At 62.3% G+C, this 17,193-nt stretch carries 17 protein-coding genes; 9 read left to right on the forward strand and 8 right to left on the reverse strand.

Features of this window, described 5'->3' with window-relative positions; all coding sequences use genetic code 11:
* Positions 1–8: 8 nt before the first annotated feature.
* Entirely contained in the window at positions 9–635 is a 627-nt protein-coding gene (locus LF599_RS17920; protein WP_279521761.1) for an integrase core domain-containing protein, read from the forward strand.
* A gap of 163 nt (positions 636–798) precedes the next feature.
* Here LF599_RS17920 and LF599_RS17925 read toward each other — a convergent pair whose 3' ends face one another.
* A complete protein-coding gene (locus LF599_RS17925; protein WP_279521762.1) occupies positions 799–1,566 on the reverse strand; it encodes an exodeoxyribonuclease III in 768 nt (255 codons plus the stop codon).
* Between the two features lie 290 nt (positions 1,567–1,856).
* Complete coding sequence (locus LF599_RS17930) at positions 1,857–2,444, reverse strand: DJ-1/PfpI family protein (RefSeq protein ID WP_279521763.1); 588 nt, start codon at positions 2,442–2,444, stop codon at positions 1,857–1,859.
* Positions 2,445–2,553: 109 nt separating this feature from the next.
* Here LF599_RS17930 and LF599_RS17935 point away from each other — a divergent pair, with 109 nt between their 5' ends.
* Positions 2,554–3,723: a BaiN/RdsA family NAD(P)/FAD-dependent oxidoreductase gene (locus tag LF599_RS17935; protein WP_279521764.1), complete on the forward strand. Its 1,170-nt coding sequence runs from the start codon at positions 2,554–2,556 to the stop codon at positions 3,721–3,723.
* A 69-nt stretch (positions 3,724–3,792) separates the two neighbouring features.
* Here LF599_RS17935 and rdgB read toward each other — a convergent pair whose 3' ends face one another.
* Both rdgB and LF599_RS17945 read right to left on the reverse strand, forming a co-directional pair.
* Entirely contained in the window at positions 3,793–4,401 is a 609-nt protein-coding gene (rdgB, locus tag LF599_RS17940) for an RdgB/HAM1 family non-canonical purine NTP pyrophosphatase (RefSeq protein WP_279521765.1), read from the reverse strand.
* Between the two features lie 40 nt (positions 4,402–4,441).
* Positions 4,442–5,923, reverse strand: coding sequence for a two-component system sensor histidine kinase NtrB (locus LF599_RS17945; RefSeq protein ID WP_279521766.1), 1,482 nt, complete (start codon positions 5,921–5,923; stop codon positions 4,442–4,444).
* A gap of 103 nt (positions 5,924–6,026) precedes the next feature.
* On the opposite strand from LF599_RS17945, the gene rimO reads away from it, so the two are divergent.
* From rimO to LF599_RS17970, 5 genes are all read left to right on the forward strand, one after another.
* On the forward strand, positions 6,027–7,355 hold the full coding sequence (gene rimO, locus LF599_RS17950; protein WP_279521767.1) for a 30S ribosomal protein S12 methylthiotransferase RimO: 1,329 nt from the start codon (positions 6,027–6,029) through the stop codon (positions 7,353–7,355).
* A gap of 160 nt (positions 7,356–7,515) precedes the next feature.
* Positions 7,516–8,343, forward strand: coding sequence for a phosphate ABC transporter substrate-binding protein (locus LF599_RS17955; protein WP_279521768.1), 828 nt, complete (start codon positions 7,516–7,518; stop codon positions 8,341–8,343).
* A gap of 54 nt (positions 8,344–8,397) precedes the next feature.
* Positions 8,398–9,270, forward strand: coding sequence for a PstC family ABC transporter permease (locus tag LF599_RS17960; RefSeq protein WP_279521769.1), 873 nt, complete (start codon positions 8,398–8,400; stop codon positions 9,268–9,270).
* A complete protein-coding gene (pstA, locus tag LF599_RS17965) occupies positions 9,267–10,142 on the forward strand; it encodes a phosphate ABC transporter permease PstA (protein WP_279521770.1) in 876 nt (291 codons plus the stop codon). The genes LF599_RS17960 and pstA overlap by 4 nt, the downstream gene beginning before the upstream one ends.
* Entirely contained in the window at positions 10,139–10,894 is a 756-nt protein-coding gene (locus LF599_RS17970) for a phosphate ABC transporter ATP-binding protein (RefSeq protein ID WP_269940353.1), read from the forward strand. The genes pstA and LF599_RS17970 overlap by 4 nt, the downstream gene beginning before the upstream one ends.
* Positions 10,895–10,945: 51 nt before the next feature.
* Here the strand turns inward: LF599_RS17970 and serS are convergent, their stop codons facing one another.
* The 4 genes from serS to LF599_RS17990 form a co-directional block, all read right to left on the reverse strand.
* Positions 10,946–12,226: a serine--tRNA ligase gene (gene serS, locus LF599_RS17975; protein ID WP_279521771.1), complete on the reverse strand. Its 1,281-nt coding sequence runs from the start codon at positions 12,224–12,226 to the stop codon at positions 10,946–10,948.
* A 41-nt stretch (positions 12,227–12,267) separates the two neighbouring features.
* On the reverse strand, positions 12,268–12,927 hold the full coding sequence (gene cmk, locus LF599_RS17980) for a (d)CMP kinase (protein WP_279521772.1): 660 nt from the start codon (positions 12,925–12,927) through the stop codon (positions 12,268–12,270).
* Positions 12,920–14,020, reverse strand: a complete 1,101-nt coding sequence (gene hisC, locus LF599_RS17985; RefSeq protein ID WP_279523122.1) for a histidinol-phosphate transaminase — start codon at positions 14,018–14,020, stop codon at positions 12,920–12,922. The genes cmk and hisC overlap by 8 nt, the downstream gene beginning before the upstream one ends.
* A 366-nt stretch (positions 14,021–14,386) precedes the next feature.
* Positions 14,387–14,827, reverse strand: coding sequence for a universal stress protein (locus LF599_RS17990; protein WP_269940351.1), 441 nt, complete (start codon positions 14,825–14,827; stop codon positions 14,387–14,389).
* A 267-nt stretch (positions 14,828–15,094) separates the two neighbouring features.
* Between LF599_RS17990 and LF599_RS17995 the strand changes: the two genes are divergently transcribed.
* Positions 15,095–15,565, forward strand: coding sequence for a hypothetical protein (locus tag LF599_RS17995; protein WP_279521773.1), 471 nt, complete (start codon positions 15,095–15,097; stop codon positions 15,563–15,565).
* Between the two features lie 517 nt (positions 15,566–16,082).
* Positions 16,083–17,048: a DMT family transporter gene (locus tag LF599_RS18000; RefSeq protein WP_279521774.1), complete on the forward strand. Its 966-nt coding sequence runs from the start codon at positions 16,083–16,085 to the stop codon at positions 17,046–17,048.
* Positions 17,049–17,193 lie beyond the last annotated feature (145 nt).

The following is a 17,193-nucleotide window of genomic DNA, read 5'->3' on the forward strand; positions in this document are numbered from 1 at the left end:
CCGCGCCGGTGTCCAAGACACCCATCGAAATGCGCGAGGCCATTGTCGCGCTGCGCAAGGCGAATCCCGGCCAAGGTCCCCGCAAGATCGCCGGGGAATTCCGTGCCAGGGGCCTTAAGGCCCCCTCTCCCTGCACCATTGCCGTCATCCTGAAAGAGGAAGGGCTGACGCGGCAAAGGAGGAAACGCAACGCTTGTTTCCGCCAATGGCCAGGGCAATTGACCGTCCCTGACCATCCCAATCATGTTTGGACCGTGGATTACAAGGGCTGGTTCCGAAGGATGCATCGCTCTTTGAAACGAGAATCCCGCAAGGGCTGGAATATGCGCCAGCAGACACGGCTTATGCGCTCCTGGCGTAGGATTTACAACCATCGGCGCGGTCACGAGGCGCTTGGCATGGCCGTGCCCGCCAGCCGATACGCCCGGTCAGTCCGGCAGTGTCCCCCTATCATTCCAGATTTTCAATATGATGCGGACGTCGTTGTCAGGCGTGTCAAACGCAGCGGGGAAATCTTGTGGGCCGGGAAAATGCGGTACATCAACCAGGGGGTGCGCGGTTGCACGGTAGGGCTGCTGGAAAACCAAAATCGCGATATGAATGTTTACGCCGGATCGGTCCTGCTGGGGTCTTGAAAAGGGACGGCTCTGGGGGCCTGATCAGGCCCCCAGAGCCGAAACAGGGACAGTAAAAGTGTTACCTATGTTCCCGAACAGAAGTGTTACCCTTGTTCCTGGTTGCACAAAGCCTTTTTTTTCAAAGGGTTTTCCTTCCCCTTTCCCCGGCCGCGGGGACATCCTACACGTCGATTTCGACGCCGATGGGGCAATGGTCGGACCCAAGGATATCGGGTTCGATCCAGGCACGGACGACGCGATCCCTGAGTTCCTCGGAGACGAAGAAGTAGTCGATGCGCCACCCGGCGTTGTTCTTGCGTGCATTGAAGCGATAGGACCACCAGGAGTAGTGGTGCGGGCCGTCTTCGAACAGACGGAAGGTGTCCACGTATCCGGCGTCGATGAACTTGTCGATCCAGGCGCGTTCCTCGGGCAGGAAGCCGGAGCGTTCGCTGTTGGCCTTGGGATTCTTGAGGTCGATTTCCCTGTGGGCGGTATTGAAGTCGCCGCCGACCACGATGGGCTTGGACTTCCGCAGGCTTTCGGCGTGATCGAGGAAGGCGTCGTAAAAGCCCATCTTGAAGTCCAGCCGCTCGTCGGACATCTGCCCGTTGGGGAAATAGATGTTGAAGAGGTGGAAGTCCGGATATTCGAGATGGAGCACCCGGCCCTCGTCGCGGAAACGGTCATCGGGCAGGCCGGTGTCCCAGCCCAGGGGCTCGGGATTGGCGAAGCACGCCACGCCGGAATAGCCCTTCTTTTTCTTGGACCAGTTCCAGTAGTGGTTGGAAAAGGAGTCGGGTTCGCGCTCCTCGGCGGCGAGTTGGTCGGGCTGAACCTTGGTCTCCTGAAGCATGACCACATCCCCGCCGCAGCCGTCCAGCCAGTCGCGAAAGTCCTTTTTGAGCACGGCCCGGTAGCCGTTGACATTCCATGAATAGATAATCATCGCGTCTCCTGAAAAAAAAGGAGGGGGGAACCGGCTCGGGCCGATTCCCCCTTCATGCCGCGTGTGCGGCGAAAACTAGTGCTCGTTGGGGGTGCTGATCTTGATCATGACCAGTGCGGCGATGGTCAGGAACAGTCCCAGGAAAAACCAGAAAAAACCCATCATGTTCGCATCCTCCACGTATTTAAACCATTGTGCCTACGCCCATAACAGAAACTCCGGCGGATGGAAAGGGACAGCGGCCCGGAAAGGACTTCCCGGGCCGCCTGTTTTCGATCCCGCAAAAATGGCTACGGTTCAATGGTCGAGCCGAGCGCCTTGAGGAACTCGCGCATCCATTCGGGATGGGCGGGCCAGGCCGGGGCAGTGACGATATTGCCGTCGGCGCAGGCGTTGGAGGCCGTGGCGTTGACTTCGCACCAGGTGGCCCCGGCCGCGTCGATGTCCGGTTTGACCGCGGGATAGGCGGTGCAGGTCCTGCCCTGGATGACGTCTGCCGCGGTGAGCAGTTGCGGCCCGTGGCAGATGGCCGCGATGGGCTTGCCCGCCTCGGCGAAGTGGCGCACGCATTCGATGACGTCCGGGTTGAGACGCAGGTATTCAGGAGCGCGTCCGCCGGGAAGGACCAGGGCGTCGTACTCCTCGGCCCGGATATCCTCGAAAGCGGCGGTGATGCCGAAATTGTGGCCCGGTTTTTCGGAATAGGTCTGGTGCCCCTCGAAATCATGCACGGCGGTCGCCACGGTTTCGCCCGCCTTCTTGCCGGGGCATACGGCGTCGACATGGTGGCCGACCATCAGGAGCATCTGAAAGGGAACCATGGCTTCGTAGTCTTCGACGAAGTCGCCGACCAGCATCAGTATTTTCTTGGCTGCCATTTGCTTCCTCCAAGGTAGAGTTTTTCGGATTGTAAAAATCATATCCCTCCCCGGTTTTTTGTCAACACGGTCTGGTGACAATCCGCGCCCCTTGCCGTAGAACCGGCGCATGAGCCGATTCGACGCCATCATTCTCGGAGCCGGGGCCTCGGGCCTGTGGTGCGCCATGACCGCCGGAGCGCGGGGGCGCAACGTGGCCGTGATCGACCACGGCACCAAGGCCGCGCGCAAGGTGCGCATTTCCGGCGGAGGCAAGTGCAACTTCACCAACCTGAACGTTTCGCCCGCCCACTACCTCTGCGCCAACCCACATTTCGTCAAATCCGCCCTGGCCCGGCTCTCGCCGTGGGACGTTGTCGGGTTCCTGGGCGATCACGGAATAAGCTTCGAGGAGCGCGACCACGGCCAGCTCTTCACTTTGGAAGGCGCGGGCCGGGTGGCGGGCGCGCTGCTCGACCGCTGCGCGCGCACAGGCGCGGCCATGCTGACCGGGCAGGACGTCGGCAAGGTCTCCGGCACGGGACCGTTCACGGTGGATGTCGGCGGCTCGACCGTAACGGGCGACAGGCTTGTCCTGGCGCTGGGCGGCCCGTCCTGGCCGCAGGCCGGGGCCACGGACTTCGGTTTCCGGCTGGCCGAACAGTTCGGGCTTGCGCTCGTCCCGCCCCGTCCCGGCCTGGTTCCGCTGGTCTTTCCGAAACGGCTTCGTCCGATGTGCGCCGAGATGGCGGGCAACGCCCTGCCCGCAACGGTCGAGACCGGCTCCGCACGCTTCACCGATCCCCTGCTTTTCACCCACCGGGGCGTATCCGGCCCGGCCGCGCTTCAGGCGTCCAACTATTGGCGCGAGCACCAGCCCGTGACCATCGATTTTCTGCCCGGCCAGAGGCTGGAGGACGTTATCGCGGAACACCGCGCCTCCAACCGGCAGTTGCGCAACCTGCTCGCCCGCATCCTGCCCAAACGGCTGCCGGGCCTGCTTCTGGACGCGGCCCTGGCCGGAACCGAAGTCAGCCAGTTGTCCAAAGCGGGGATCGAAACAGCGTGCGAGCGAATTCACCGCTTCACTTTCACGCCGTCCGAAACCGAGGGCTATGCCAAGGCCGAAGTCACCGTGGGCGGCGCGGCCACGGACCGCATCTCCTCGAAGACCATGGAATGCCGCGATGTGCCGGGCCTGTTCGTCATCGGCGAGACCCTGGACGTGACCGGCCACCTGGGCGGGTTCAACCTGCACTGGGCGTTCGCGTCGGGACAGGCCTGCGGCGAAGCGCTCTGATCCGGCGGCGCGGACGAAAAAACCCCGCCGCTTTCGCGACGGGGCTTCCGCATTTTCTGTCCGGCCCGTTTATGCCCGGGCCTTATCCCAAAAATCCGGCCACTGCTCCAACAGCTTCTTCATGGCCTTGCCGCGATGGGAACGGCCGTTCTTCACGGCGGGGTCCAGCTCGGCCACATGGCAGCCGAACTCGGGGTCGATGACGATGACGTCGTAGCCGAAACCGCCCGCGCCCTTGTAGCCGTGGCCGACCACGATCTCGTATGCGCCGTCCGCGCTGATTTCCGCGCCGTTGGGAGCGGACGCGGCCATGACGCAACGGTAGCGGCCCGTGCGCCTGTCGTCGGGCACGTCCTTCAACTCGGCCAGCATCTTCTCGTTATTGTCGTGATCGTCGTGCTGTTCGCCCGCGAAACGCGCGGAATAGACGCCGGGGCGGCCGTCCAGCGCATCGATCTCGATGCCGGAATCGTCGGCCACGGCCACCAGGCCGGTGATCGCGGCCACGGCGCGCGCCTTGATGAAGGCGTTCTCCAGAAAGGTCTCGCCGGTCTCGGGGATGTCGCCGATCTCCGGAAACTCGGCCAGACTCTTGACCGCCACCCCGAAGGGTTCGAGCATGACGGAAAGCTCCCTGATCTTGCCCTTGTTGTTGGTCGCCAGAACGATGGTGTCCATAAAATATCTCCCTGAGGTGGTTTGCTTCAGGGGGCTGAACCTACGCGGACTTGGCCGAATCTTCAACCGCCAGGATGGGCGGCAGGAAGAGCGTCACCTTGGTGCCGATCCCTTCCATGGACGTCAGATCGACCCGTCCGCCCAGTTCGCCCACGATCTTGTGTATCTGGGCGAGGCCGAGGCCGACGTTCTTGTCCTTGGTGGAGAAGAACGGACTGAATATCTTATCGCGTATTTCCAAGGGGATGCCCGTGCCGGTGTCCTCCACGGTGAGCATGGCCATGTCGTGGTTCATGGAGGTGGTCACGTAGAGCTTGCCGCTGGCGGGCATGGCCTCAAGGGCGTTCTTGACCAGGTTGATGAGACACTGCTTGATAAGGTCCGGGTTGGCGTGCACCTTTGCCATGCCCTCGTCCAGGGAAATATACGGTTCCACGCTCTGGTTGGAGCAGGGCAGTTGCATGACGTCCATGGCGGCACGGACCATCTCGTTCAGGTCCACCTCGGCCACCTCGGCCTCGGTGGGCCGGGCGAAATTGAGCAGGCTGCGCAGGACCTCGTCCAGCCGCCTGGATTCGTCCAGGATGATGGACAGCTTCTCCCGCGCCTTATCGTCCACGCCCCGACTGCGCATCAGCGAATTGGCGAAACCGCTGATGGAAAAAAGCGGGTTGCGGATTTCGTGGGCCATGTAGGTGGACAGCTCGCCCACCGAGGCCAGCCGCTCGGCCTGTTGCAGGCGGTTCTCCATGGACCGCCGCTGGGTGATGTCCCGGCGCACGGCCACCACATGGTTCACTGCGCCGTCCTCGTCCGCGACCGGGCTGGTGTAGATTCGGAAATACTGCATCCGCCCGTCGCCGCCCACCAGGCTGGTGGTGGTCTCGGCCGGAGTGCGGGTCTTCAGGGTCTTGAGGAAGGGGTCCTCCCACTCCTCGCATTCCCCCTCGACGGTTCTGGTGAAAATCTCGCAGTAATGCCTGCCCACCAGGACCTTCTTGGGCAATCCGGAACGGTTCAGCACGGTCTGGTTCATGTCGAGCACCATGCCGTCCCGATCCAGGAAGAGAATCTCCTGGTCCATCTGGTCCACAATGGTCTTGAGCATGTTCTGGGTGTGCAGCAGGTCCACCTTGCAGGCCACCCACATCTGATTGGAGGTCAGCAGCCTGATGAAGAAGCGGGCCGCACCGCGTTCCACCAGGGTGACGGAAGGGGGCAGGAAATTGCGCAATTCGTGCACCAGGCCCGGACGGCCCGTGGCCTCGATGACCATGTTGATCTCGGGGTGACTCCCGAGCATGGCCTTGTAGCCCGCATAGGTGGGGACCACCCGGCCCGCGTCGCTCGCCTCGGGAAGCACGGACTCGCCGGGCAAGGCCACGGCCACCACGCCGATCTCCTTGAGGATATCGTCGTTGCTCCGATCCTTGAACATCTCCCAGAAGGCAAGCAGGGCGGGAATGTCGCCGATCACTCCGATGACATACCGCTTGTCGTCCAGTTCGGAACCCTCGAACATTTGACCTCCTCCCCATTCCTGTGCTCATGTGGCGCGCGCCAAGGCTGGACTTTGCCACGCCACAAGATTACCCCATTCAGGAAATGTTATCAAAGGAAATGACATGGCGAAAACAGCAGGAACTCCCGTGAGAACATACACCATCAGCCTGGGCTGCCCCAAAAACCGGGTGGACACCGAGCGGTTGCTCGGCGCGCTCGGCTCAAACATGGTCCCGGCCGATTCCGTGGCCGACGCCGACCTGGTGCTCATCAACACCTGCGGCTTCATCCAGCCCGCCATCGAGGAATCCGTGGCCACTATCCTGGACGCCGTCGGCGAGGCGGCGGACACCATGGAAGGGACAGGGCGCAAGCCGCTGATCTGCGTGGCAGGCTGTCTGGTCTCGCGCTACGGCCAGGACCTCAAGGACGAGCTGCCCGAAGTGGACCTGTGGCTGAACACCGAGGAGATCGAGCAGTGGCCCGCCATGGCCGCCAGCGCCCTGCGGGCCGACCTTCCCGGCGACACGCCGCGCAATCTTTCCACCGGCCCGGCCTATGCCTACCTCAAGGTTTCGGAAGGATGCTCGCACAACTGCCGGTTCTGCACCATCCCGTCCATCCGAGGCCCGCACCGGAGCTGGCCAGTCGATTTCCTGCTGAACGAGGCGCGGCTTCTGGCCGACCAGGCCCCCGAACTCATCGTGGTGGGCCAGGACTCCACGGCCTACGGCTCGGACCTCGGCCAGGGCAACGACCTGCCCGCCCTGGTCAAGGGGCTGGCCGCCATCCCGTCCCTGCAATGGCTGCGCATCATGTACCTTTACCCCGCCGGGCTGACCGAATCCCTGCTCGGCCTGTTGCGCGACACGGGCGCGCCGTTCCTGCCCTACTTCGACATTCCCCTTCAGCACGCCCACCCCGACGTGCTCGGCTCCATGGGACGCCCCTTTGCCCGCAACCCGGAGAAGGTCATCGAACGGGTCCGCCGCTTCTTCCCCGAGGCCGCCCTGCGCACCACCTTCATCGTGGGGTACCCCGGCGAGACCGAGGCGCATTTCCAGACCCTCAAGGACTTCGTCCGCCGCACCCGCTTCCACCATCTCGGGGTTTTCCCCTACTGGGCCGAGGACGGCACCCCGGCGGCGGCCATGGACAATCAGGTCCCGGACGAGATCAAGCTGGCCCGGCGCGACGAGCTCATGGCCATTCAGGCCGAGATCAGCGCCGAGATCATGGCCGGATACGTCGGCGAGACCTTGCCCGTGGTCATCGAACGGGAATCCGACGAATGGCCCGGCCTGTATGTCGGCAGAGCGTGGTTTCAGGCCCCCGAAGTGGACGGCGTGACGTATGTGGCCGCGCCCCCCGACGAGCCTCTGGAACTCGGCTCCATCGTCGAGGTCGAGATCGATAAGGCCGAGACCTACGATCTGTCCGGACTGGTCTAGCCGCTCCCGCCTTGGGCGAGGATAGATATTCTCAATGGCAAATGGCCCGATAATGCGCATTATTTGTTTGTTACAACTCTGCGTCCAAGCTATCGTTTTATCCATTTGTCCAGAACGGCTGTCCGTCAGCCCATTCCCTCAAGCCAGCAGGAGTCGCACAATGAAACGTCTTTCCATTTTTCTCTGTCTTGCCCTGTTCAGCCTCGCGTTCGGCATCCAGGCCGCCAACGCCGACGGCCTGGACGCCTTCAAGAGCAAGGAAGGCACCATTTCCATCGCGGGCGGCACGGCCCATATCCCCGTCATGAAGGACGCCGCCAAGGCGATCATGAGCGCCAACCCGGCGATCAGGATCACCATCGCGGGAGGCGGCTCCGGCGTGGGCATCCAGAAGGTGGGCGAAGGGCTCGTGAACATCGGCAACTCCGGCCGCAAGGCCAGCGAGGCCGAAGTGTCCAAGTACGGCCTCGTCATGTTTCCCTTTGCCGTGGACGGCGTCGCCACGGTGATTCACGCCGACAACCCGGTCCAGGCTCTGACCGGCGATCAGGTCCGGGCCATCTTCGCCGGGGAAATCACCAACTGGAAGGAAGTGGGCGGCAACGACGGAGCCATCAACGTCTACGCCCGCGATGAATCCAGCGGCACCCGCGCGGTCTACTGGAAAAAACTCCTGAACAAGGGCACCGTCGTGGCCTCGGCCAACGTGGTCCCCTCCAACGGCGCCATGAAGCTGGCCGTATCCAAGGACCCCAACGCCATCGGCTACGTGTCCATCGGCCATCTTGACGGCAGCGTGAAGGCCCCCGACCTCGACGGCGTCCAGGTGAACCAGGAAGCCGCCAAGAGCGGCCAGTATCCCGTGGTTCGCAAGCTCTACATGAACACCAAGGGCGAGCCCGAGGGCATCGTGAAGAGCTTTGTCGAATACATCACCGGTCCTGACTGCGTCGAGTTCATCAAGGCCGCAGGCTACATCCCTTTCTAACCAATTGAACGGGTGAGGCGGTCCGCGTAGGGCCGCCTCACCCCGTTTTCGTCCATGTATCGCACAGCAGACAGAAGAGCCGGTTCCCTCTGGCTCCTGGCCTGCCGCTCTTCGGCGGCCGTCACGGGTGCGGCTGTCCTGGCCATCCTTCTTTTTCTGCTCTGGTTCAGCCTGCCGCTTCTCGACGCCGACACGCTGTCGAAGCTGCTGTCCTGGGACTGGCGGCCGTTCCATGGCGGATTCGGCATCCTGCCCATGGTCGCAGGTTCGCTCCTGCTCTCCCTGTCCGCGCTCCTGCTCGCCTTTCCCGTATCCGTCGGAATATGCTGCTTTGCGCACGGCATGGGGCCGTCCGGCCCGGCCGCGTGTCTGCTGCGGCTCGTGAAATTCATGACCAGCGTGCCCACCGTGGTCTATGGGTTCGTCGGCGTGTTCGTCCTCGTCCCGCTTCTGCGGGAGGCGTTCCGGAGCGGAAGCGGATTTTGCTGGCTGGCGGCGGCGGTGGGCCTGGCCGTCCTCATCCTGCCGACCATCGTGCTCATGCTGCACAGCCAGTTCATGCTCATCGAACCGCAGGTAAAGCTTACGGCCACGGCCCTGGGCATGAGTCCGGCGCAACGCCTTCTCCACCTGGTCATGCCCAACTCGGGCAGGGGCTTCGCGGCCGCCCTCGTGCTCGGGTTCGGGCGCGCCCTCGGCGACACCATGATCCCGCTCATGCTTGCGGGCAACGCGGCGCAGGTTCCCGGCTCCCTGCTCGAATCCCTCCGGGCCATGACGGCGCACATCGCGCTGGTGGTCGCGACGGACAGCCAGAGTCTCGCCTATCTCTCCCTCTTCGCCTGCGGGCTCATCCTGTTTCTGAGCACCACCCTGGTCAATCTCGGTCTGCAACTGCTTAAACGGCCCGAAGAGGACAAAGGATGAAGACCGGATACCGCCTCTTCTCCCTCTTCTGCTGGGCCTGCGCCCTGCTGCCCGTGGTCGGGGTGTTCGGCCTCGTCGTCTTTCTCCTGAAGCAGGGCTGGGGCGGACTCGGCCTGGAACTGTTTTTCGGCGACACCCCGCCGTTGGACGCCATATTCCGGTTCGCGCCCGTGTGGGACGGCATCTGGCCCGCCTGCTTCGGGACGCTGGCCGTCACCGGGCTGGCCGCACTCACGGCCATCCCCCTCGGATTGTTCTGCGGCATTTACCTGAACGAATTCCCACGCGGCCGCCTCTCCGGCATCCTGGATTTCTGCGTGAACCTACTGGCGGGAATGCCTTCCATCATCATGGGACTGTTCGGGTTCGCGCTCATCCTCTTTCTGCGCCACACGCTGGTTCCCGACGCGGGCACCGGCCTGTTGCTTTCTGGATTCTGCATGGGCCTGCTGGTCCTGCCCTATATGATAAAGTCCACCCAGTCCTCGCTGGGCGGCCTTCCCGAAGACCTCCGGCTCATGGGAACCGGGCTCGGCTTCTCCAAAAGCCAGACGATCCGCCACATCCTGCTGCCGTCCGCGGGCAGGGGAATCATGAGCGGGGTGGTCCTTTCCATAGGCCGGGCGGCGGAAGACACCGCCGTCATCATGCTCACCGGGGCCGTGGCCAACGCAGGGCTTCCGCGAGGGCTCTTCGACAACTATGAGGCGCTGCCTTTCTTCATCTACACGGTGGCCGCCGAATATCAGTCGCCGGAGGAACTGCAACACGGATTCGGCGCGGCGCTGGTGCTGCTTACCATGACCATGGGACTGTTCCTGGCCGCGCACGGACTGCACCACGCAATGGAGAAACGATGGAAACGGGGATGAACACGGTTATTTCGATCCGGGACCTCACGGTCTCCTTCAAGGACAAGAAAGCCCTGTCCGATGTGAGCTTCGACGTCATGCCGAACGAACTGACCGTGTTGGTCGGCCGCTCGGGATCGGGGAAATCCACACTGCTCAGAGCCGTGAACAGACTCAACGAATGTTTCGAGGGATGCGAAACCAGCGGCGGCATATCCGTCCGCCTGGGCGGGGAAACGCTGGACGTCTATGCCTCCGAGACCGACCCGGAACGGCTTCGCAGCCGTGTGGGCATGGTTTTTCAGTCGCCCAACGTCCTGCCCATCTCCATTGAACGGAACCTGCTCCTGCCGCAAAAACTGGTGCGCGGCATTGGCGGGGCCAGAGCGCGTGAAGTCATGGAGCGGGTGCTGGAAGACGTCGGATTGCTCGACGAGGTGAAGGACCGGCTCAAACAGCCTGCGGGCACCCTGTCCGGCGGCCAGCAACAACGGCTGTGCCTTGCACGGACCATGGCCCTGGAGCCGGAGATTCTCCTGCTCGACGAACCCACGGCGTCGGTGGACTACAAGTCCGTGGAGCATATCGAACAACTGCTCCTGCGGCTCGCGCCGACGCTGCCCATGCTGGTGGTCTCCCACAGCCTGGACCAGACGCGAACGCTGGCCGACCGGGTCATTCTCATGCGGGAAGGAAGAGTGGCCGGGACATGGAGCCGTACCGACCATGATGCGGAAACAGCGTTCGACGAGCTGCTTTCCACGACGTTTTAAGGCTGCGCCCGGACAGCCTTTCCTGTTGCCGGGCGCACCGTGTGAAACGTCTTATTCGGGTTTGACCACTTCGAGGCCCCCCATGTAGGGACGCAACGCCTCGGGAATGACCAGCGAGCCGTCGGCCTGCTGGTAGTTCTCCAGAACGGCCACGAGGCAACGCCCCACGGCCAGGCCGGAGCCGTTGAGGGTGTGGGGATACAGCTTCTTCTTGGAGTCCTTGGGCTGGAACCGGATGTTGGCCCGGCGCGCCTGGAAGTCCTCGCAGTTGGAGCAGGAGGAAATCTCACGGTACTTGCCCTGGCCGGGCAGCCAGACCTCGATGTCGTAGGTCTTGGCCGCGGAAAAGCCTATGTCGCCGGTGCACAGGACGATGGTGCGATAGTGCAGTCCGAGCAGCTCCAGGATGCGCTCGGCGGAGCGGGTCATCTTCTCCAGCGCCTCGTACGAGTGGTCCGGATGGGCGAAGTTGACCATCTCCACCTTGTAGAACTGGTGCTGGCGGATGAGCCCCTTGGTGTCCTTGCCGTAGGAACCGGCCTCGGAACGGAAGCACGGGGTCTGGGCGCAGAACTTGACCGGCAGCTTTTCCTCGGGGATGACCTCGTCGGCAAAGATGTTGGTCAGCGGCACCTCGGCCGTGGGAATGAGGTAGAACTCGCGCTCGTCGGTGAGCTTGAACAGGTCCTCCTCGAACTTGGGCAACTGGCCCGTGCCGGTCATGGTCTTCTTGTTGACTATGAACGGAGGCAGAACCTCGGTGTAGCCGTGCTCGCCGGTCTGGGTGTCCAGCATGAGCTGCGCCAGGGCGCGTTCGAGCCGGGCGCACCAGCCGAAGCTGACGGAAAATCTGGCCCCGGCCAGCTTGGCCGCACACTCGAAGTCCAGGCCGCCAAGGGCGGTCCCTATCTCCCAATGCTCTCTGGGCTCGAAATCCATGACCGGCTTCTCGCCCCAGTAGCGCAGGACCGGGTTGTCCTCCTCGCCCGCGCCCTCGGGCACGGATTCGTGGGGGATGTTGGGCACGGACATCATCCAGTCGCGCTCGGCTTTCTCCACTTTGGCCAGATCCCTGTCGAGTTCCTTGGTGCGCTCGGCGACCTTGCCCATCTTGGCCAGCAGGTCCGAGGCGTCCTCGCCCGCCTTCTTGCGCTTGGCAATTTCGGGGCCGACGGCGTTCTTCTCGGCCTTGAGGGATTCCACCTCGCCGACAAGTTGCTTCCGCCGGTCGTCCAGGTCGGTGAATTCGCTCACGTCTATCTTGGAATGACGTTTCTCAAGGGCCTGGCGGACCTGGGCCGGGTTCTTCTGCATCAGTTTGAGATCAAGCATGGCAAAAATATCTCCTCAATGGCTTAGATATCGGGTGTATCCTAGGCCACGGCTTCTTTCAAGGCGGCCAGGACTTGGTCCCGGTCCAATTCCGTGGTGTCGATGACGATCGCGTCGTCCGCAGGCTTGAGCGGAGCAACGGGTCGATTGCGGTCCTGAGCGTCGCGTTTCGCGATCTGCTCCCTCAACTCGTCGAGGTCGGCGGGCTTGCCCATCCGTTCAAGCTGGAGGAAGCGACGCTGGGCGCGCTCCTCCACGGAGGCGTCCAGGAAAAACTTGTGCGGGGCGCCGGGAAAGACAACGGTGCCCATGTCGCGACCTTCGGCGACCAGGGAGAACCGCTCCCCCAACGCCTGCTGGGCCTTTTTCAAAAAGTTCCGAACCACCGGCAGGGTGGCGATGTTCGAGGCCCACATGCCCACTTCCTCGGTGCGAATCTCGTTCCCGATGGGTTTGCCGTTCAGGGACAAGACCGAATCCTCACCCACGCCGGAGAGGCTGTACGCGAGCCCGTCGAGCGCCTTCTCAAGGTCCTCTTCGGACCAATTCCAGGCTCCTTTCCCGAGCTTCCAGGCCACGGACCGGAACATGGCCCCGGTATCCAGGTAGGGAATGGAAAGCAGCCGGGCCAGACGCTTGGCCATGGTGGACTTACCCACACCGGCCGGGCCGTCGATGGTCACGATCAGCGGGCTACCCATTGAGGATGTCCCCCATCGCCTCGATGAACTGCCGGTTCTCCCCGTCCGTGCCCACGTTCACGCGGATGCAGTCGCCCAGGCCGAAGCTCCCCAAGTGGCGGACGATGATGCCCCGCTCCAGGAGCGTCTGGAAAATCGACTTGGCGTCCATGGGCGGACGGAACATGACGAAGTTGGACTGGCTCGGCCAGACCTTGCAACCGAGCCTGGTCAGCTCCTTCGTGAAATACTCGCGTCCGCGCATGACCACGCTCAGGGTCTCGTTGAAGAACACCTCGTCCTCCAGCGCGGCCAGCCCGGCCTCCTCGGCCAGCAGGTTGACCGTGAACGGAATGCGCGCATTGGCGAGCAGCGCGGCGAGGTCAGCGGGCATGATCCCGTACCCAAGCCGCATACCAGCCAGGCCGTAAGCCTTGGAAAAGGTCCGCAGGCAGACCAGATTCTCAAACTTGTCGAAGGCCTGCACCGGAGAATAGGACTCGGGCGGCCAGGCGAACTCGATGTACGCCTCGTCCACCACCAGCAGGCAATCCTTGGGCAGCACGCCCGCAAGCACGCTCAGGTCCTCGACCCCGGCGGCCAGCCCCGAAGGGTTGTCCGGGCTGGTCACGATGACCATGGCCGTGTTCTCGTCCGCGGCCTCGGCCATGGCGTCCAGAGGCAGCTCGTACCCTTCGCCGCGCGGAACCTCGCGGTACTCCAGCCCGCACAGCTTGGCGCACATGCGGTACATGGCGAAGCAGTGCTCGTAGCAGACCACATTGGACTTGCCGGGGATGCCCTTCATGCGGAAAAGCATGTCGATAATCTCGTCCGATCCGTTGCCCACCAGTACGCACTCCGCAGGCACTCCCGCGTTCGCGGCAATGGCCTCTACCAGCCGGGGCGTATGGTTCTCCGGGTACCGGAAGGCCCGCGCGGCGTTGCGCTCGATGGCCTTCTTCACCAGCGGCGACGTGCCGAGCGGATTCTCGTTGCTCGCCAGCTTGATGACCGAGGTCAATCCGTAACGGGCCTGAATCTGCTCGATGGTCAGACCCGGCACATACGGGGCGAAATCCAATATCTCCGGACGAACGGTAAATTTCCTCATCATGCTCTCCTCAAAAAAAGGTGGCCTTGTCGGACGGGCGTCTCCGACGGCCAGGGCGCCGCCCTGGACCCGCCAGAGAACCTTTTGAAAAAGGTTCTCTGGACTCTCCAAAACTTTTTATGTGCCTTCGGCAGACTTGTATGAACGCGATTGGTCATACGATCGACATTCCATTCCCATATCCTCACCCGCGAAGCGCCCAACAAGTGTAGGACGGGAGAGAGGATGGGGGTCCGGGGGAAGGGGAGAGGGAAAGCCCTTTTCTCAAAGGGTTTCCCTCTCCCCTTCCCCCGGCCGCCGGAGGCCGCAAAAAAAGGAACGGTCGAGACCGTTCCTTTATATGGTTTAGGTCAGTCCGTAAAGGAACTAGCTGGGCCGGACGGTGAGGACCGGAGCCTTGGAGCTCTTGACGACCTTTTCGGCCACGGAGCCGAAAAGGATGCGGTCGATGCCCTTGCGGCCATGAGTGCCCATGACGACCATGTCGCAACCCTCGGCTTCACTGATGGCGAGAATCTCCTCGGCGGGATAGCCGGTGACGACCTTCCCTTCGACCTTGATATCGCTAAAGTTTTCCTTAACAAAGGCATTCATGGTGTCTTCGGCGCCGGTGACGATCTCACCCACGAAGCTTTCGATGGAGCTGGGCGGCACGTGGAAGCCCACGTACTGGCTGAGGGAAGGCGCGACATAGAGCACCAGGACTTCCGCCCCGGAACTCTTGGCCATCATACCCGCATAATCAGCGACCATCGGGCTGTAGTCCGAGAAATCGACAGCGCACAGAATCTTCTTGATTTCGACCATGGGTTCTCCTCCTTATGTTGTTTTCCCCGCCTAAAGCGAAGGAAAGAATTCTTGCCTAATTCATTTATGCCTTTCCAGCTCCCGATAGACAACCTTTTTCTTCTACATTAGTGTGTATCCGAAGCAGGCCGTCTTTCCACGATCGGCGGCAGAATTTGCCGGGCCTCTCACAAAAAAAGAATAATACTTTACAGCAAGTTGTCAACGTTCAGCCATTGGCAGGCTTCTTGCTTTATTTTAGGCAAACCACAGGATAGGAGTTGAAGTATGAAGATCCGTCCTGATCAGATCGAGGGCGTCCAGCCGGAACAATTGCAACGCCGCAACAAGGCGGGGCAGTCCGAATCGGCCTTCGGGGATTTTCTCAATCGGGAAGTGGCGCGAGGTGAAACGACCGCCGCGTCGAACATTGCGCCGCCGCCGATCGTGAACCCCCTGCTCGCCGCCGGAGCGGTCGCCAACGTGCGTCCCGTGTCCGAGGACGGTGCCCAGGTCGCGGGTCAGGTGGAATCCATTCTCGACAAGTGGGACGACTACACCGCCGCCCTCGCCGATCCCGAGGCCGGACTCAAATCCGCCTACGGCACCCTCGACGAGATCGCCGACGATGTTGCCAGCCTCAAGGCCGGACAACCGGACCTGGCGAGCACCCACCCCGGACTCAAGTCCATCGTCGACGAACTGGAAACCCTCGCCGCCGCCGAACAGTTCAAGTTCAACCGGGGCGACTACGTCTAAACGTCACCAGGGACCCGAACCTATTTGCCCGGCCCGGCCCGCATCAGCGGACCGGGCCGCCTTCTTTTCCCATCCGGAAAATCCGCTTTTCCAACCCCTTGCATCCACCTGAGACCAAGTTCGATTTTTTTCGGGCAATCCCGGCAGCACCGCTGCTCTCAATGCCGCCAGGCGCATTGCGCAAAGAAAATCCCGAAGGGCCTTAAAAATGCTTGCGGATATAATCGAGTCGGCATAAGTCTCGCCTGCCTTTTGATTAGGCGATTGTGTTCGCGGACGGCCTCGGCCTTTTTTGGGGTCAGGAAAGAGCGGTTCTCATGCCTCCTTCAAGCCCCTGAACATGGGATTTGCCGCCCAAGCGAAAGCTCGGCAAATCTCTCCCGGCAGCTCGTTCTCACCACAATCAAGAAAGGACCGACATCCTCCACCTGGTATTACGGCTTTTCGTTTTCCTTGGGGAGGTTGGCCTGGGCGGGCATCCGTCCGCTCAGGCCTATATTTCAAGGAGATTGGGGATATGACTTTCCGCCTTTTTCGTCACACTCAGGCTGCGGGTTACTTCTTCATCACGCTGGGCATCATGTTCTGGAGCGGCAATTTCGTGGCCGCTCGCGGACTGGCCCAGGAACTTCAGCCGGCCACCATCAACCTGTTGCGATGGATTCTGGCCACCCTGATTTTCCTGCCCTTCGGCTGGCGGGCTTTCTGGCGCGAACGGGAGGCGGTGCTCCGCCACTGGAAAGTATTGAGCCTGCTCGCGCTGACCGGCATCTCCCTGTACGATACGGTCGTCTTCATGGCCGGACACACCACGGGGACGCTAAACATGTCGCTGATCGCGACCCTCTCGCCCCTGCTGACCGCTTTGACGGCCCAGTTCCTGTACAAGGAACGCATCGGCCATTCCATGTACCTCGGCATCGCCGTGAGCAGTTTCGGCGTGGCCTACCTGGTCACCGGCGGGCAGCTCGGACGGCTGTTGTCCCTGCATTTCACCCCGGGCGACCTGCTCATCCTGTCCACGACCTGCATGTCCGCCGTGTACAACACCGCAGTGAGCAAGGTGGCGAACAAGCTCAGCCAGACGACCCTCTTTCTCTCCATCAGCCTGCTGGGCACCCTGTACCTCGTCCCCCTGTACCTGTGGGAAACCGGGGGCCGTATCACCCTGCCGCCGATCTCCGGCGACGTGGCCGTCTCCCTGATCTATCTGGCGGTGCTCGCCTCGATTCTCTGTTTTCTTTTCTGGAACTCCGCCGTCCAGATCCTCGGCGCGCCCAAGGCCATGTTGTTCTATTACACCCTGCCGCCGGTCAGCGCGCTGATCGCCTGGTTCGTCATCGACGAGCCGGTCAACAGGACCCAACTCCTGAGCGGAGCATTGATTCTCGGGGGAATATTCGTCGCTCTCTACGAGGGCGCCCCCCGATCGGCCGGAAAGGGAGGCATGAGAAGACAACACGCAATGGGAGTCGCCCATTGACGTCCCGACCGGATGCGGCCGTCCCAAGCCCTTGGGAACGCCGGTACGCCATGGCTCGCTCCGGCATAGCGGAACGCCCTGATTTCATTTAGGTGTCATAGCCTGAATGCAAAGGATGACAGCGCTTCGCCGCGCTGGAAACAGG

The sequence above is a fragment of the Pseudodesulfovibrio thermohalotolerans genome (assembly GCF_021353295.2).
Classification (GTDB): Bacteria; Desulfobacterota; Desulfovibrionia; order Desulfovibrionales; family Desulfovibrionaceae; genus Pseudodesulfovibrio; species Pseudodesulfovibrio thermohalotolerans.